Annotated in this window: 22 protein-coding genes; 5 read left to right on the forward strand and 17 right to left on the reverse strand. The window is 31.1% G+C overall.

Annotated elements, in window-relative coordinates:
* Window positions 1–6 precede the first annotated feature (6 nt).
* On the forward strand, window positions 7–555 hold the full coding sequence (locus tag V8G69_RS00830; RefSeq protein ID WP_394879778.1) for a hypothetical protein: 549 nt from the start codon (window positions 7–9) through the stop codon (window positions 553–555).
* A 59-nt stretch (window positions 556–614) separates the two neighbouring features.
* Window positions 615–1343: an energy transducer TonB gene (locus V8G69_RS00835; protein ID WP_394879780.1), complete on the forward strand. Its 729-nt coding sequence runs from the start codon at window positions 615–617 to the stop codon at window positions 1341–1343.
* Here V8G69_RS00835 and V8G69_RS00840 read toward each other — a convergent pair.
* Entirely contained in the window at window positions 1321–1941 is a 621-nt protein-coding gene (locus V8G69_RS00840; protein WP_394879781.1) for a thioredoxin family protein, read from the reverse strand. The genes V8G69_RS00835 and V8G69_RS00840 overlap by 23 nt on opposite strands.
* A gap of 93 nt (window positions 1942–2034) precedes the next feature.
* Here V8G69_RS00840 and V8G69_RS00845 point away from each other — a divergent pair, with 93 nt between their 5' ends.
* Window positions 2035–2598, forward strand: coding sequence for a DNA-3-methyladenine glycosylase I (locus tag V8G69_RS00845; protein WP_394879782.1), 564 nt, complete (start codon window positions 2035–2037; stop codon window positions 2596–2598).
* Between the two features lie 236 nt (window positions 2599–2834).
* Here the strand turns inward: V8G69_RS00845 and V8G69_RS00850 are convergent, their stop codons facing one another.
* From V8G69_RS00850 to V8G69_RS00875, 6 genes are all read right to left on the reverse strand, one after another.
* Window positions 2835–3449: a class I SAM-dependent methyltransferase gene (locus V8G69_RS00850; protein ID WP_394879784.1), complete on the reverse strand. Its 615-nt coding sequence runs from the start codon at window positions 3447–3449 to the stop codon at window positions 2835–2837.
* A gap of 216 nt (window positions 3450–3665) precedes the next feature.
* On the reverse strand, window positions 3666–3962 hold the full coding sequence (locus V8G69_RS00855) for a chaperone modulator CbpM (protein ID WP_394879785.1): 297 nt from the start codon (window positions 3960–3962) through the stop codon (window positions 3666–3668).
* A gap of 1 nt (window position 3963) precedes the next feature.
* Entirely contained in the window at window positions 3964–4857 is an 894-nt protein-coding gene (locus V8G69_RS00860) for a DnaJ C-terminal domain-containing protein (RefSeq protein ID WP_394879786.1), read from the reverse strand.
* 156 nt (window positions 4858–5013) lie between these two features.
* A complete protein-coding gene (gene aat, locus V8G69_RS00865) occupies window positions 5014–5649 on the reverse strand; it encodes a leucyl/phenylalanyl-tRNA--protein transferase (RefSeq protein WP_394879787.1) in 636 nt (211 codons plus the stop codon).
* Between the two features lie 88 nt (window positions 5650–5737).
* On the reverse strand, window positions 5738–6115 hold the full coding sequence (locus V8G69_RS00870) for a DUF3127 domain-containing protein (protein WP_394879788.1): 378 nt from the start codon (window positions 6113–6115) through the stop codon (window positions 5738–5740).
* A gap of 35 nt (window positions 6116–6150) precedes the next feature.
* Window positions 6151–7020, reverse strand: coding sequence for a flavin reductase family protein (locus V8G69_RS00875; protein ID WP_394879789.1), 870 nt, complete (start codon window positions 7018–7020; stop codon window positions 6151–6153).
* A 209-nt stretch (window positions 7021–7229) separates the two neighbouring features.
* Between V8G69_RS00875 and V8G69_RS00880 the strand changes: the two genes are divergently transcribed.
* Entirely contained in the window at window positions 7230–8384 is a 1155-nt protein-coding gene (locus tag V8G69_RS00880) for a sensor histidine kinase (protein WP_394879790.1), read from the forward strand.
* Here the strand turns inward: V8G69_RS00880 and V8G69_RS00885 are convergent.
* Window positions 8374–8763: an HIT family protein gene (locus tag V8G69_RS00885; protein WP_394879792.1), complete on the reverse strand. Its 390-nt coding sequence runs from the start codon at window positions 8761–8763 to the stop codon at window positions 8374–8376. The two genes, V8G69_RS00880 and V8G69_RS00885, sit on opposite strands and share 11 nt — an antisense overlap.
* A 32-nt stretch (window positions 8764–8795) precedes the next feature.
* The gene (gene greA, locus V8G69_RS00890; protein WP_394879793.1) at window positions 8796–9269 is read right to left on the reverse strand and encodes a transcription elongation factor GreA; all 474 of its coding nucleotides are present in this window, start codon (window positions 9267–9269) and stop codon (window positions 8796–8798) included.
* Window positions 9270–9412: 143 nt separating this feature from the next.
* Here greA and V8G69_RS00895 point away from each other — a divergent pair, with 143 nt between their 5' ends.
* On the forward strand, window positions 9413–9853 hold the full coding sequence (locus tag V8G69_RS00895) for a hypothetical protein (RefSeq protein ID WP_394879794.1): 441 nt from the start codon (window positions 9413–9415) through the stop codon (window positions 9851–9853).
* 43 nt (window positions 9854–9896) lie between these two features.
* On the opposite strand, the gene V8G69_RS00900 is transcribed toward V8G69_RS00895, so the two are convergent.
* The 8 genes from V8G69_RS00900 to V8G69_RS00935 form a co-directional block, all read right to left on the reverse strand.
* Window positions 9897–12080, reverse strand: coding sequence for a TonB-dependent receptor (locus tag V8G69_RS00900; RefSeq protein WP_394879795.1), 2184 nt, complete (start codon window positions 12078–12080; stop codon window positions 9897–9899).
* 206 nt (window positions 12081–12286) lie between these two features.
* On the reverse strand, window positions 12287–12694 hold the full coding sequence (gene arfB / locus V8G69_RS00905; RefSeq protein ID WP_394879796.1) for an alternative ribosome rescue aminoacyl-tRNA hydrolase ArfB: 408 nt from the start codon (window positions 12692–12694) through the stop codon (window positions 12287–12289).
* Window positions 12691–14247, reverse strand: a complete 1557-nt coding sequence (locus V8G69_RS00910) for a DUF4301 family protein (RefSeq protein ID WP_394879797.1) — start codon at window positions 14245–14247, stop codon at window positions 12691–12693. The genes arfB and V8G69_RS00910 overlap by 4 nt, the downstream gene beginning before the upstream one ends.
* A complete protein-coding gene (locus V8G69_RS00915; RefSeq protein WP_394879798.1) occupies window positions 14244–14813 on the reverse strand; it encodes an AAA family ATPase in 570 nt (189 codons plus the stop codon). Before V8G69_RS00915 ends, V8G69_RS00910 begins: the two co-directional genes overlap by 4 nt.
* Entirely contained in the window at window positions 14774–15406 is a 633-nt protein-coding gene (pnuC, locus tag V8G69_RS00920) for a nicotinamide riboside transporter PnuC (RefSeq protein WP_394879799.1), read from the reverse strand. Before pnuC ends, V8G69_RS00915 begins: the two co-directional genes overlap by 40 nt.
* A complete protein-coding gene (locus V8G69_RS00925) occupies window positions 15390–15650 on the reverse strand; it encodes a hypothetical protein (RefSeq protein WP_394879800.1) in 261 nt (86 codons plus the stop codon). Before V8G69_RS00925 ends, pnuC begins: the two co-directional genes overlap by 17 nt.
* The gene (locus V8G69_RS00930) at window positions 15650–16381 is read right to left on the reverse strand and encodes a geranylgeranylglyceryl/heptaprenylglyceryl phosphate synthase (RefSeq protein ID WP_394879802.1); all 732 of its coding nucleotides are present in this window, start codon (window positions 16379–16381) and stop codon (window positions 15650–15652) included. Before V8G69_RS00930 ends, V8G69_RS00925 begins: the two co-directional genes overlap by 1 nt.
* Entirely contained in the window at window positions 16382–17008 is a 627-nt protein-coding gene (locus V8G69_RS00935) for a 4'-phosphopantetheinyl transferase family protein (protein WP_394879803.1), read from the reverse strand.
* Between the last annotated feature and the right edge of the window lie 42 nt (window positions 17009–17050).

Consider the following 17050-nt stretch of genomic DNA (forward strand, 5'->3'; position numbering starts at 1 on the left):
AAGTGTATGAAGATCTCATTCTCAATTGTTTTGCTTTCATTTTTAACACTTTATTCATTTTCTCAAAATGACTCCATAAAAACTAATGGTCTCTTCTATAAACTTTCTTTAGCTACAACTTTAACAATAAATGAAGATTATGTTGCTTTTGATGATGATGATGAAAGCACACTAATAGAACCTAACGCACTTTTTGTAAACAATACAATTGGCTATCAATTTGACAGACGTTCTTTAATAGGGCTAAACTTTGAGTACAATTGGCATTCTGAACAAGGACTTCATTTTGCGCCTGCCTTTTTAAGTTTTCAATACAATATTTATGCAGCTGAAGACAAAATATTTTTAAGAGGCGGTTATGGAACCCTATTAGGTTTAGGAAAATCATTCGAAAAAGGCAATATGTTTAGGCTTGGAATTGGGTCACAAAGTGTTATGTCAAAAAACAATAATTCAGTATTAATAGGACTGGATTTTACTAGAAAACGCTTTGGTTATAAAACACTTGAAGGGATTTCTAGTGTGTCAATTTTCTTAGAATTTATGTTTTTTTAAACTTTTTATGCTAAATTGCCGTATATATATCTATGTGTTTCACATGATATTTAGATATTTTGAACCTAACAAATCAACATAAAGCCCTACTTATAACCTTTTTCCTTTCTGGAACTGTGGTGATGTCTGTTTTTAATTTAAGCTTAAATCAACATAACGAACTGGCTTCAGAAAGTTATTATGAAGTTGAACCTGAGAAGGAGCTTACAGAAGAAGAGGTGAAAATTTTAGAAGCTTTAGAAAAGCTAAATAATACAAAAGCTGAAACCAACAAAGCTTTTAACGAAACGGCAAAAGAAAAATCATTTGCTGAAGCGTACAAACCTATAGCGCCTCCAGAAGATTATGTTAAACCCGATTTTAATCAAAATCAAGATCTTTCTGAAGAATCTTCCAGTAATAATAATGACATTTCTGATTTAAATCACGAAGAAATCTCTTCCTTTTCAAAAGTAAACAGTATTTTAAACAACCGTACTAAAAAAAAGGATGCTCCTGAAAGTTCAAACAGAAAGAGCACGATTCGTTACTCATTAGTTGACCGTACAGATGAATTTTTACCAATACCCATTTACTTGTGTGAAGAAGGCGGAACTATTGTTATTAACATTACGGTTAATGAACAGGGCAAGGTTATAGACACGTATGTAAACTCTTCATCTACCTCAACAAATGAATGTTTAATTGAAAGTGCACTTGAATATGCTAAACAAGCAAAATTTAATGCCAGTCCTGGTAAAAAATCTCAGTTAGGCTCAATTACCTTTAATTTTGTTGGCAAATACTAGGCTCTAATTTGCAAAGCATTGCCGCTAAATCATCCACAATATTTTGCCCTTTGTTGTTGTTGTACCAATGTTGCAATTCTTCTTTAAATTCAACAGTAATGGCACCATGTTTTTCTTTGTAATCAATAACCATTTGAGTAGCTTCAGTAGGTCTTGGTCCATAAGTATTTAAAACCTCTCCAGACACATTATCAATCATAATTAATTTAGGCACTGCACTGGCTCCATTTGTTAAAAACATGTCCATCAGATCTAAATTTTCATCTCTAAGAACCACTCTAAAGTTAATATTTATAAGCTCAGCAACTTTGTATAGAACAGGAACAATATGAGCTGCATCACCACACCAGCTTTCGGTAATAACTAGCCAAGTAATGTTTTCCTCGAAATTATTTAATCTGCGTTGAGCTTCATCTGAAATTTTTAAGGTTTTGTCCCAACGATTCATTCGTTTATCATTCAGTTTAGTAAACTCAGCCAAACTTTCGCTTTTTTCAATACCTGAATTTGAATTGTCTTCAACCAATCTTTTAACAAGACTTCTATAAGTTGAATAAGACATACTGCGTTCTAAACTTTCCTTAATAATTGAATTCATAATCTTTATATTTGATGAAACAAAATTACAATCTTGATGTTTCATTTAAGATGATATTTGTCATACTTTTATATAAATACTTACAGTTTAAATATGGAAAAACATAGATGTGGTTGGTGTATTGGTGATGCTTTATATGAGAATTATCATGATTTTGAATGGGGCGTACCTGTCTTTGATGATGACACCTTATTTGAGTTTTTAATTTTAGAAACGTTTCAAGCTGGTTTAAGCTGGATTACCATTTTACGCAAGCGCGAAAATTTCAGAAAAGCCTTTGATAATTTTGACTATAAAAAAATAGCCACTTACCAACAAGATAAAATTGACTCGCTTTTACAAGATGCTGGTATTATTAGAAACAAGTTAAAAATACAGGCCACCATTACCAATGCAAAAGCGTTTATGGAAGTGCAAAAAGAATTTGGCAGTTTCTCAAAATACAGTTGGGCATTTGTAGATGGTAAGCCTATAAAAAATAGCCTTAAAACGCATAAAGAAGCAGTTGCTACAACAAGCATAAGTGATGCCCTAAGTAAAGACTTAAAAAAGCGTGGGTTTAAATTTGTAGGATCCACAGTTATATATGCCCATATGCAAGCAACAGGTATGGTTAATGACCATGAGGTTGGATGTTTTAGATATAATGAGGTGTGATTTAGGTTTATTTCATTTTATAAATCAAACTTTCAATAGGAATTCTAATGCATTGAACATCTTGCTCAATAACACCCAAAACTGGTTTCCCATTAATGTCAACTAATGTTTTTGGTTGTTATAAACTAAAAAGGTTATTTACTTTAAAAGGAATATTATTTTCCTGTGAATGAAGCACTATTGAAAACAAAAACAGGCAAAGGCTAATAACATTCTTATAAAAACCCATCAATCTTCTAATTTTTTCTTCCTATAAATCTGATAACCTTAGCTTTTCCTTTGTGGAATTCTCCTTCTTCAAGTTCAATTTCCACTTCTTCTAATTGAAGTATTTCAAAATTTGGAAAATCTTTCTTGATGGTTTCTATTGAAAATAACATGTCTAAACTTTTTGGCCCTCCAGCATTGGGATTAACCTTTTGAAATTCAACATGATTTTTACTAAACCCTTCAATTAAGATCAGTCCCTTTGGTTTTAATAACTCTGCAACTTTTTTATGATACTGTGATATGATATCTGATGAAAAATGAGCATAAATAAGAGCAGCTATATCAAATTTCCAACTAAGTAATTTAAGGTTAAAAAACTTACCGACCTCATAATTAACAATAACATTATTTTGCTCTGCTAATTTCATCGCTTTGTTTTTCCCTTCAATACTGGTATCGAAAGCATAAACATTCAATCCCTTTTTTGCAGCATAAACTGCATTACGCCCTTCACCTTCAGCTGGCAATAAAATATTCCCTTTCGGTTTATATTTATCTAAATATTCCTTAAAAAATGCATTTGGCAAAGTGCCATAAACATATGCTTTTTGTTTAAAACGCGTGTCCCAAAAATTTTCCATTCAATTATTTGTTAAAGTATTTAGAAAACGTTTTTATATGAACTTGTTTAAAACCTTGGTCTAATTTTTCCTGAAAAAATTTTTGACATAACCTTTCATCTGTTTCTGTAAAGCCATCAATAGCTTCAATAACTAAAATGTTTTTTTTCTGTGGCAACTAATTGTTCTATCATGCCTTGTAGATTTTAATTATTATAAAATAAATGAATCTGAATTTTAATCGTTTTCATAAAGTCTTAATCTGTTTTTAAGTGCGTTTAATTGATTGTGTAATTGTCTTTCTTTTTCCAAAAGATTAAACACCACATCAATCCCTTCCAGATTAACATGTAATTCATTATGTAGCCTTATCATCTTTTCAAGACCACCAATTTGGTTTTGGTGAATGAATTTATTTTGCTCGACAATCTCTATTTCAATAAGCCCTATTCTGTTTAAATCTTCAAAAAACGAGAATTCAAGGTTGTAATGCGAACAAAGTGTTTGAATTTGTATTAAGTTTTTAGCAGCCATATTATCTTATTTTTTGTAATTGCTTAAAGAGCTCTTTTTCTCTTTCACTCAAATTAGTAGGCGTTTTAATGTTATATGTTATTATTAAATCACCATAATGTCCTTCCCTTTTATAAACCGGAAACCCTTTCCCTTTTAACTTTACTTTTGTGCCGTTTTGAGTTTCTGGTTTTATATTTAGTTTAACCTTCCCATTAAATGTGTCGATAGTGGTTTCTCCACCTAATATTGATGTATATAAATCTAAATCTACATTGGCATATAAGTTATTTCCATCTCTTTTAAACTGGGTGTGGTTTTTTATTGTGAATTTTATATACAAATCCCCATTTGGACCACCGTTTATTCCTTTACCACCTTTGCCTGCTATTTTTATTATTTGCCCATTTTCAACTCCTGCGGGAATAGTAAGTCTTATTTTACTGCCATTTACAGTTAATTCCTGCTTATGGGTTTCATAAACATCTGTTAGATTTAATTGTAGTTCGGCATTAAAATCTTGTCCTTTAAATTGAACACTTCTGCTTTGCCTTGAAGACGCTCTTTTGCCACCAAACATGGATTCGAAATAATCTGAAAAATCATGATCTGAATAGGCGCCACCAGAAAAATCTTGTTGATATGATTGCCTTTGAGATTGTTGCTGTTTGGCTCTTTCAAACTCTTCGGCATGTTTCCAATCTTTACCATATGCATCGTACTTTTTTCGATTTTCAGCATCACTCAGCACTTCATTAGCTTCATTAATTTCTTTGAATTTTTTTTCGGCTTCTTTGTTGTTTGGGTTTAAATCTGGATGATATTTTCGTGCTAACTTCCGATAGGCTTTTTTAATATCAGCTTCTGTTGCAGATTTATCAACACCTAATACTTTATAATAATCTATAAAATTCATTTCCTTGGGCTTGTTACTTGTTGAAAGGAAGACGAGTACATAATTTCAACATTCAGTTATTACTATAAATGTAACGAAATTTATGTAGAAAAATAAAGAAATACCGATTTGATTTTCCCCATTTCAGTATGGAAATAGCTGATTAAAAAACCAAAACTATATAGATGATTTTAAATGCTGTAAAAACTCTTCTCTTGAAATATCTTCAGCTCCCAAACTTTCGAGATGTTGGGTATAAACTTGACAATCTATAAGCTTGTAATTAGTGTTTTGTATAAACGTAATAAAGCCAACTTTACTGGCATTACTTTCTTTAGCAAACATACTTTCACCACAAAACACTCCATTATTTAAATCAACACCATAAAGTCCTCCAACCAATTGGTCATTTTTCCAAACTTCAACAGATTTAGCATAACCCATTTTATGCAACTGAACATAGGCTTCAATCATATCATCTGTTATCCATGTTCCTGGCTGACCATCTCGTTGAATCAAAGAACATTCTTTTATAACAGACATAAAATCTTTATTTATCGTAATGGTATAGTTTTTATTTCTTAACACTTGTCTCATGCTTTTAGAAACTTTCAGTTTTTCTGGAAACAAAACAAATCTTGGATCTGGTGACCACCATAAAATTGGTTCACCTTGTGAAAACCATGGAAATATTCCTTTACTGTAAGCCTCTATCAATCTGTTAACTGATAAATCACCACCGACAGCCAATAGACCTTCTTCGGTGGATTCAGTAACATCTGGAAACGGCATATTTTTGTTTAGATACATCATACTTAATAAAAATAATAAACCTCAACATTATAAATAACATTGAGGTTTATTATTTTAAATTCCTGAATTCTCAGGAAACCCTTTTTAATTAGAAAGGCAAATCATCATGATCATCTTCATTTAGATCACCTGCTGGTTCAAAAGCATCCATTGGAGGAACTGGTGGCAAACCAGTATCTGTTGATGCTGCTTGAAGCGCTTCAATTCTCCAGCCTTGAATTGAGTTGAAATATTTAGTTTCTCCTTGTGGATTCACCCATTCTCTACCTCTTAAATTAATGCTTACTTTAACTTCTTGACCTACTTTATAACTATTTAATAAATCACATTTATCTTGAACAAATTCCACCATAATGTGTTGTGGATATTGCTCATCTGTAGTTATTACAATTTCTCTTTTTCTAAACCCGTTACCACCAAAGGTTTGAGTTTCTCCTACCATTTTAATTCTTCCTTGAACTTCCATTAATTATCAATTTTATATCTATTAATTACTATTTTTTAACTTAACAATATTTTCCAAGCACTATCAACATCACCGTAACTTAAATAATTTCGTGCCAGTTTATGCTTGTCTCTGTGCGATGCATTTTTTATATTAGGATAACGCTCTCCCACACTTTTTATAAATTCTTTTACCATTTTTTTGCTAGGCAAAACCTCAACATTTGCAAGCATGCCTAAATCATTCCCCGTTAAAACCATGCTGTTTTTTACATCATCCGGCAAATTATCAACACCAATTCCTAATGTTGATAATGGCTTAGGCACTTCAAAAAACCCTTTATTTGCTCTACTATACACATTACCTCCTGCTCTGGCAACCAAGTCTAATTTTTTTTGATTAATAGTTTCGTCTTTGTTAAGTACATCTTTTGAAATATGAAATTTAACGACTTCGCAAATAATCAAATTTCCGGCACCGCCTTCTGTTCCCAATTTAATAATATCATTCACCTTGCATTCAAACTGAACTGGCGATTCTGCAACACGAAATGGTTTAACAATATCTGATTTTAACATGGTTAATCCTGCCTTTTCAAATTCATTTACACCTTCAGGATATTCAGTACTACTCAATGACATTTGCTGGACAATATCATAATTAACCACATTTATAACCACTTCTTTTGTAGCCTCTGCATTTTCTAAAGTGTGTTTTGTTGTATTATCTCTTACTCTTCTTGATGGCGAAAATACCAAAATTGGAGGAATTGTACTAAACACGTTAAAAAAACTAAATGGGGACAAGTTAGGGTTTCCATGAATATCTAAAGTACTAGCAAATGCTATTGGCCTAGGCGCAACGGCACTTTGCAAATAACCCTGTAAAATATTGAGAGAAAGGTCTTTTGGATTGAAAGATGTCATTAAACTTTTTAATTTTCACAAAACTAACGATTTATTTTATTAATACTTAACAAAACTCTCATGTTAGTTTAGCATAATCAGGATTAATAAAAATTAGCTTTAAAAGCAAATATAACCAATCTATTAAACAACTAAAAACTGATTTACTATCATCTTAAACAATAATTTTAACAGATTTACATTATATTCATATTCAAATTCAATTTTTAATGATTTTTACAAAATATAGAAATTCATTTAGGTGGATTATAATTATAATTTCTTTCATCATTATTTCCCTCATTTTGTGGAATACTTATGTGTTTTTTCAAAATTTTAAAGCTGAAGAACGAACCAAAATGGACATTTGGGCACAGGCTCAAAGCGATGTTATAAATAGTGACACAAATTCAAATTTAGATTTAACACTGAAAATTTTAAGAAGTAACACTACAACTCCCATGATTGTTATTAATACTGACGGAAGTTTAAGTAGTTATAACAATGTTAATGATGAAAAAATGTCTGATGACAATTATGTTAAAAAGTTGGTTTCTCAATTTAAAAATGAAAATACGCCTATTGAAATAAGCTATCAAAATGAGGTTTTGTCTACTATTTATTACGGAAACTCTGCTTTACTGAATAAATTAAAATACTATCCTTTAGCTTTATTGCTTATCATTCTTCTTTTTGCCGGTGTGGTTTTTTTCTTTTACAGAAGTAACAAAAATGCCATTGAAAACAAATTATGGTCAGGTATGGCAAAGGAAACAGCACATCAAATTGGGACACCTTTATCATCTTTAATTGGTTGGGCAGAAATTTTAAAAAGTGAAAATGTTAATCCAAATTATATTAGTGAAATAGAAAAAGATATTGATAGATTACAAACTATTACTGAACGTTTTAGTAAAATTGGGTCGGCACCTACTCTAGAACCTCTTGATATTATTAAAGAAACTATCGATTCTTACAGTTACTTAAAATTACGTTCTTCTAAACTTATTGATTTTGAAATTATAACTCCAAGCGGAGAAATTATTGTAAATCTTAATAAGCAGCTTTATAGTTGGACCATTGAAAATTTAGTTAAAAATGCCATAGATGCCATGAAAGGTCGCGGCAAAATCACCATTGAAATTTCAGAACTTGAAGATGATATTAAAGTGCTTATTACCGATACTGGCAAAGGCATCCCAAAAAATAAATTCAATACTATTTTCGAACCTGGTTATACTACAAAAAAACGTGGTTGGGGTTTAGGCTTATCGCTTACCAAACGCATTATTGAAGAATTCCATGATGGAAAAATAAAAGTATTACATTCTGAAATTGGCAAAGGCACAACCTTTTTAATAGCCTTAAAACGAACTATAAGTTAGCTTGAATAGCCTTGGAAACCTCTTGAAATTCTTCTGGAGACATTTTTGTTTTTTGAATAAAACGAGCATCTTCCATAGTGTGCAAAGGTATTAAATGCACATGCGCATGAGGTACTTCTAAACCTATAACAGTCATCCCAATGCGCTTACATGGAATTGTTTTTTCAATGGCCTTAGCTACTTTTTGTGAAAAACTCATTAGCCTTCCAAAAGTAGATTCATCTAAATCAAAAATTTTGTCTACTTCTTGCTTTGGAATACAAAGTGTATGCCCTTTGCTATTAGGGTTTACATCAAGAAATGCTAAAAACTCTTCGGTTTCAGCTATCTTATAGCAAGGAATTTCTCCTTTAACTATTTTGGTGAATATTGATGCCATGATTTTGAGAGTAAATTGACAGTAAAATTATTTTATCTTGAAATTTCTAAAATTTCAAACTTTAAAACACCATTAGGCACTTGAATTTCGGCAATATCACCTAACGATTTTCCCAACAATCCTTTTCCAATAGGAGAATTTACAGAAATTTTTCCTGCGGCTAAATTAGCTTCACCGTCAGCTACCAACGTATAGTTCATTTCCATACCATTGGTTTGATTTTTTATCTTAACTTTTGATAGGACAAGTATTTTTGAAACATCCAGTTGTGATTCATCAATAACTCTGGCGTTTGATAAAATTTCTTCTAATTTAGAAATTTTCATTTCAAGCATACCTTGTGCTTCTTTAGCTGCATCGTATTCAGCATTCTCACTTAAATCTCCTTTATCTCTAGCTTCTGCAATTGCTTGTGATGCTTTTGGGCGCTCAACATCTCTCAGTTGATTTAACTCGTCTTTTAACTTTTTTAGTCCTTCAGGTGTATAGTATGATACTTTACTCATAACTTCATCGTTTATTTATACAAATATTCCGAAACAAGTTCGGAATAAAAAAATCCCGTTCACACGAGATTAAATACAAATATACAAAATATTTAACTCAATTTGCTTAATGTTGTAGATTGAAAATAATCATATATATAAACATGAAATACTTTTTTTATATAATTTGTTTTGCCTTTTTGGTTGGTTGTAGCACAAATAGTGATTTAGTTAAAAATCCATATTTACCCAATTATGGCTTTGATACAGGTAACTTAATAAATACTAACTTGCCACAATTTAGTCAATTAAAATTTCCTGGTAATTTTGTTATTTTAGATAGTCCTTACGGAGTAAACGGCTTGGTTCTTTATTATGCTGGAGGAACAAATTATAATGCTTTTGAGATATCAGATCCAAATCATCCTTTAAGTACTTGCTCTAAACTAAGTGTAGAAGGCATAATAGCTACTTGTGATTGTAATGACGGTAATTCTTATGAAATTTTAAATGGTATTAAAAGAGAAGGTACGACAGGAGATTATCCATTAATTCGCTATAAAGTTGAGGCGATTGGTTCTATAATTAGAGTTTATAATGACTAAAAAGCGACTCATTCGAGTTGCTTTTTTAGTCATTTTTTTATTGTTAAAACTTTAAAGTTGCTCCTACTAAAAAGTTGGTTGTTGCTTGTGGATAATACCCCGCACCTTCAATAGTTGTAGTTTGATTTGGGTTAGACCATGTATCATCATAAGTATAATAATAACCATTTGACACATATTTTTTTCCAAAAACATTATTCACTAAACCAGATAACACAATAGATTTAAATATTGAATTTGGTTTAATTTCATAAGTAACATTGAAATCATTTACAAAATAGCTATCAAGTTTTGAAGCATTAGAATCTGAATTTCCCATAAATTGCTCACCAACATACTTACTTAAAAAAGATAGTTGAAAATTGTTTGCCGGTTGAAATACCAAGGCGTTTGCTGCAACAAAATCTGGAGAAAATGAAATGTTGGTTTTTCCTAAATCGACTAATACTCCGTCAATTTGAGAAATAGTTTTTTTGTTTTTATTAGTGCTTACCGTAAAGTTTGGCTGAATTGCAATTTGTTTTGAAACCTGAATGGCTGCATCAAATTCTAAACCAAGTCTGTAGCTTTTTCCACTATTTGAACGAATAGGGTTTCCTACATCATCAATTGCCCCAGACAAAACTAACTGCTCGTTATATAACATGTAATAAGCATTGGCATTTAACTTAAATGCGCTAGTGTTATGTCTCCAACCCAATTCAAAATCATTTAGTTGCTCTGGTTTAATATCTGGATTACTTTCAAAATCACCTCTGTTTGGCTCTCTACTAGCTCTTGCGTAAGACAAATACAAGTTATCACTCGTATTTAGTTTATAGGTAATTCCTGCTTTAGGATTGAAAAAATTATAATCTTCATCAATCAACATATTAACTCTATCTGAGGTTAATCCAGATGTTTTATAATTTACAAAGCGCATTTGCAAGTCTCCATACAGACTAACTTTTTCATTTAATTTATACGTTGCTTTTGCAAAAACACTCATGTCTTTTTTCTTGCCTACTCCTTTATAATACTGGTCTCCAAGTTCTGAATTACTAGCATATCTTGCCCAAATAATTTCACCATAATGATCTCCAACATAACTGCTATAAGATGTTCCAACAGTAAAGTTTAAAGCATCGTCTTTATAACTGGCATTGGCATTAACAACATAAAAGTCGTTATCAAGCCAACGTCTTCTAATTAAATCGGTAGTATTGATAGTTTCTCCTCCAACAGTTATGTCTTCTAAATCATAATCGGAAAAATCCTGATCTTCTTTATATTGCTCAAAATAACCTCTTCCGTAAGTATAATTCAAGCCCAGATTAGTTGACCAATTACTATTGTAGCGCTCATTCCAATGCAGTTGATAATGGTCTTGCTTGTAATCGTCCACTTCATTTTTATAAAATTTAATATCTCCATTTTCATCAGTGTACATACCTGCTGTATTGTATGTTCTATGATTCTTTAAAAGATCTAAGTCTTCAAGACCATTCCATGACTGATAGGTTCTTTCATAGCCACCAAAAGTGATTGCTTTTATCAATGTATTATCATCTACATAAGAAGCTTGAAGAAAGTAAGATTTTAAATCAGAGCTTGCTCTGTCTATATATCCATCGGAGTTTATTTGAGACAAACGTCCCGCAATTTCAAAATGATCATTTAAAGTTCCGGTACTAAACTTAACATTATGCTTTCTTGTATTATAGCTTCCAAAGGCATTTGATATTTCCCCGCTTGCCTTTTCAGAAATAGCATCGGTTAAAATATTAATACTAGCTCCAAAAGCTCCTGAGCCATTGGTTGATGTACCAACTCCACGTTGCAATTGCAAACTTTCTACTGAAGATGCAAAATCTGGTAAATCAACCCAATAAGTTCCAAGTGATTCCGAATCATTATAAGGAATTCCGTTAACAGTAACATTTGTTGATTGTGCACTTACACCACGCACTCTAATGCCTGTATAGCCAACACCTGAACCGGCATCGCTTGTAGTTACTACCGATGGCAAATAATTTAATAAAATTGGTAAATCTTGCCCTAAATTACGTTTTTCAAGAGCTTCCTTTTTAATGTTTGAATGGGTAATTGGCGAATCTGCATCCACCCTGATGGCTTTAACTAAAACTTCGTCTAGAGTTTGGACTTCTGTTGAGTCTGGCTTTTTTTCCTGGGAAAATGATTGAAATGAAAGCACAATTAGTGCTAAAAATACGAACAAATTTTTCATACGATTATGATGTTTATAATCGAATAAAAAGAGGTAATTATTCTGGTTAATATTAATTAAAAATGGCGACTTTCGCCGTCCCTTAGCAGCATTACCTGCTCAGGTTCATTGGGTATGATCTCAGCCGTTTATAGGCACCCCTTTTTTGAGAACAGTGCAAAGGTAAAAACAATTTACAATTGGCATTTATTATATGACAATTATTTTTACTCTAAATCCGGTTTTTTTCTAATTGCCTTTTTTTCAGATAGATTGCGTTTTTCTTTTAACCGTTTTTTAATGACTGCTTTTGGAATTTTTGTTGGAACGCGCTTTTTTGGGACAATCAAACCTTGTTTAATAATCTCTAAAAAGCGTTTTATAACCAGTTCTTTATTTTTATGCTGACTTCTGCTTTCTTCACATTGCAGAATTAAAATATTGTCTTTAGTTAATCTAGAGCTTAGTTTCTTTATTAATCTTTCTTTTTGTTCTTCATTTAAAGCTAATGAATCTGAAACATTAAAAACCAATTCAATTTTTGAAGCAACTTTATTGACATGTTGACCTCCACTACCAGAACTTCTAATGGCTTTAAAATTTAATTCAGAGATTAATGCTTCTTCTTCAATCATTTCGATACTTGATGTGAATCTCTTAAAAGATCATTTACTGTTTTTACGGGATTGAACGTAATTAAAGGAACTTCAACAAAAATGGTATTCCAATAGGCCATACTACCATTCCACAAACCAGGTAGTTCCAATGTTTTAATGTCAATACCTAAATGATTTTTTTTTGTTATAAATGAAGCTTCATTATCAACATATTTTAAGAGATCAAAGGTTTCTCCTTTATAATTTTTGACGCCACAAACTAAATCTACAGGATTAAAATGGGTTGCGTTTTTAAGGATATCAACTTGACTCTCATTACTACTATCAACTTGGGCTGATTCAACAATTTGTAATGACACGTTTCCATTTTTATCTTGAACCCAAAAAGGACCACCACCAGGTTCTCCCTCATTTTTAACCATACCACAAACTCTAATTGGGCGATTTAATTTATCTCTTAAATAGAAGATTTTGGAATCTAATGAAGAGTATCCGAATTCTGGAGTTACAACAACATTTAATTTATTGGTTACAAATTGAACCATTAATTCTAAATCATTTTCCATTAAATCGTCTTCATCTAACTGATTTAAAAACTTAAAAGTTTGCTCCTGTAATTCTAAAAGAATTCCAGCCAGAATTTTTTTATAGTTAGAAATAACCTCATGGTATTCTTTTACAACAACATTATCAATATTCTTTATAAAAATAATATCATAATCAAGGTCGTTAAGATTTTCCAGCAAAGCGCCATGACCAGAAGGTCTGAACAAAATTGAACCTTCTGAATCTCTAAAAAGTTCATTGTTTGATGTTAAAGCAATGGTATCGGTTGACTTTTTTTGAAATGAAAAAGATATATTAAAAGTATTGCCTGTGTTCTCTTCAACCTCTTCTTCAATATGATTCAGTTCTTTTTTAAAATTTTCCTCGTGATTTTCAGAAATTGTAAAATGCAAATTCGCTTTGTTGTTTGATGACCCATAAAGGGCTCCTTCATACAAATGCTCTTCAAAAGCAGTTGCTACATAACTCTCATATTTATGAAAAGGCAATAATCCCTTTGGGAAAAAACTATAGTTTAATCTATCAGCCTCTAAAATGGTTTTTACAAATTCGCCTTTCCTTTTTTCAAAAGACAGTTCATTATAATCAGGGATTATTTCATGTATTTTATGAACTACTTCTTCAAAAAAAGGTAATTTTTCTAAGGTGTTAAAAAACTTAGAAAGCCCATTATTGTTTGATTTTTCAATATAAGAATCAATACTATCTTCTTCAATTTTGTAATCGTTTAAAAGCTGAAATAAAAATTTGAACATTCTAGTTGCTGCACCAGATGCTGGTACAAATTTCACTATAGACAAATGGTCTCTTTTGCTATCAAAAAGATTAATATAATGTGACTCTTGTTCTTCTTCAATTTTAAGAATTCCATTGCCAATAGTTGCTGCCTTTTTTAAATTAGAATATGCCATGCCAGACTTAATAAGTGCCATTTGAGCATTTATTTTGTCTGTAGTTAATCCCATTTTCTTTATTTGAGAAAGATCCTTTTCAGAAAATATCACTTTTTATTTTTTAATAGTTTGTCAATATGTTTTACAGCTAATTCTAAACGTTCTTTTTTATCACCTTTTAATAATACATAAGGTCTATTATATTTTATTAAGGCATTTTCAAAAGCTTTAAACATTAGCTCTCTTTCATCGGGTTTGTCGCGTAAATCGTCAGCTTCCCAAGGCGTGTCAATATACGTCAAAAAATATAAATCGTAAGTATTTTCCAACGCATATTTTTCTAAAATAGGATCGCATGAACCGGTATAATATGCTTCTGAATACACCTTGGTTTCCAACAAATCTGTATCACAAATTAATACGGTATCTGTTTTTTTAGATAGCTTATTTTCTAAAAACATTTGACCTTCTGCAATTGGAAGTAAATCATCTGGTTCGCAAGTTTTACGTTCTTCATTCCACTTGTTTTGAAGATATTCGCGCGCATATTCTGGCACCCAAATGGAATTATAATACCTTGCCAAATGATTGGACAACGTTGTTTTACCAGTAGATTCTGGTCCAAACAAAACTATCTTTATACAGTTTGACGGTTGTTGTCTAAGCTTTTCTTCCATGCGATATATCCTTGAATTGCTAATATAGTAAAGATTAAATACTGAAGTGATAACATGCCTAAACCTCTATAAGCATAAAGTGGAATAGTAATCAAATCTGCAATAATCCAAAGCGTCCAATTTTCTAATTTTTTAATCGCCATATACCACATGGCCGTAAAGAAAATACCAGATGTGACTATATCAATATAATTGGGAATTTGTAACGTATAATCAAATCCTTTATATACAAAATAGGTGACAATCATGGTCAATACAAATAACAAAACGCCTATTTGTTTTTCTTTTAAAGTCGTTCTTGAAATAGGCACTACAAACTTGTTCTCTTTTTTTCTCGACCAGTTCCACCAACCATAAACACTCATAATGGAATAATATAAATTCATCATCATATCACCAAAATACTCACTAATATAAAGAAGATATACCGTTATAACAGTACAGATAAGTCCTGTTGGATACACCAAAATATTTTCTTTTTTGGCATACCAAACACTCATAATACCAAATACAAAAGCTATAGCTTCTAAAACTATTTGATAAGTTGGTGCATCATGATAAGGATCTATGAAAAAATCAAAAATGTGGTTCATAATCACTTCTATCTGTTTTTACTATTTTCATGGTTAAAACAGCAATATCGGTTCCTTCAAAAGAGGTTTTAATAGCTTCTGTAAGAAATGGCATCAATGCATCAAAGTCACCATAAATTTGTGTACTCAATGGATTTTCTAAAACGGTGAATTTTGAAGCCCTTAATGTTTTTATAAAACTGATAACATGTGTTTCATAATCATTTTGCAACGGTGACAAGGTTAAATCTACTGATATTTTCATTATTTGATTTTCTTTATTTGTTCAAAAAACAATTCATCTTTTTCAAAAGCCGTACCAATTACTACTAAATCGGCTCCTGATTGATAAGCGTTTTCCAATTGGTTAATGTTTGTTATACCTCCACCAACAATAAGTGGAATTTTCAATTCTCTCTTAACAGAACTTATAATATCTGTTGTTATTGGTTCTAAAGCTCCACTACCGGCTTCTAAATAAATAAGTTTCATTCCCAACAATTCTCCAGCTTTAGCTGTGTCGACTATTTTTTGAATGTTACTTCTAGAAATTGGTTTTGTTTCAGTAACCTTTTCAACACTGGTTCTTTTGCCATTTTCAATAAGAATGTAGCCTGTTGGAATAACTTCTAAATTTGTATTTCTTAATTCTGAAACAGATTCTACATGTTTTCCAATTAAATATTCAGGGTTTCTCCCAGAAATTAAAGATAAAAATAAAAGCGCATCAGCATTATCAACTATTTGATTAATAGTACCAGGAAACAAAACCACTGGTAATTTTGTATGGCTCTTTATTTCTGCAACAATTTTTTTTGTTACATTTTCTTCAATAGTACTTCCGCCAACAAAAATGTGCGTTGCTATTGAACTGTTTACCTTTTTGATAAAACTGGAAATATCACTAAAAACTATCTTTTCAGGATCTATTAAAACAGCAAATAACTTATGGTTATTTTTTACTGAAGTCTTTATTTTTTTATAAATACTTGTCATTTAAACTATCGCATATGCACAAGAAAAGCCTTCAAATTCAAAAAAGTTAATGTTGTATCTGGATTTTTTATTTTCATAATCAATCCAAGCAGTTGTTTTCTCGTCTTCAATAGAAAAAGGAATTACTAAACAATGCTCTTTAAAGCTCAATCCTGGTGTTGCAAACAACTTATATAATGATTCCTTAACACACCAAATTGAAGTTAATTTTTTTATATAATCAACTTCTTCTTCTTTTAAATAATCAAATTCATAGTCAATAAATTTATGAGCAATGATAGTGATTTTATCTCGTTGTTTTTCAATATCAATACCTACTACGTCATCACTAACAATGACTGCAGAAAATGTAAAAGAATGTGTTATTGAAATGTGTTTGCCATCTTTTAAATGGGGTTTGCCGTTTTCATCGTAAAACAAATCAGAATCTTGATAACCAAATTCTTTCAACAAATTGCGTACACTAAGAAAGCCTCTTTGGTGCAGTTCACTTTTCATACCCAAAACCCGTTCAATATTTTCAGGTTTTAAAGTAATTCCTTTCATCAAATCATCATAAGTCTCTGTAATCTTCCAGATTTTAACAGTTGTTTGTGAGTTTGGGGTAATGGTTTTATAAAGAGGCATTTAATATTCTGAAAGTTATTAGTTATCTTTGCAGCAAAAATT

Source organism: Gaetbulibacter sp. M235, from assembly GCF_043876835.1.
GTDB lineage: Bacteria > Bacteroidota > Bacteroidia > Flavobacteriales > Flavobacteriaceae > Yeosuana.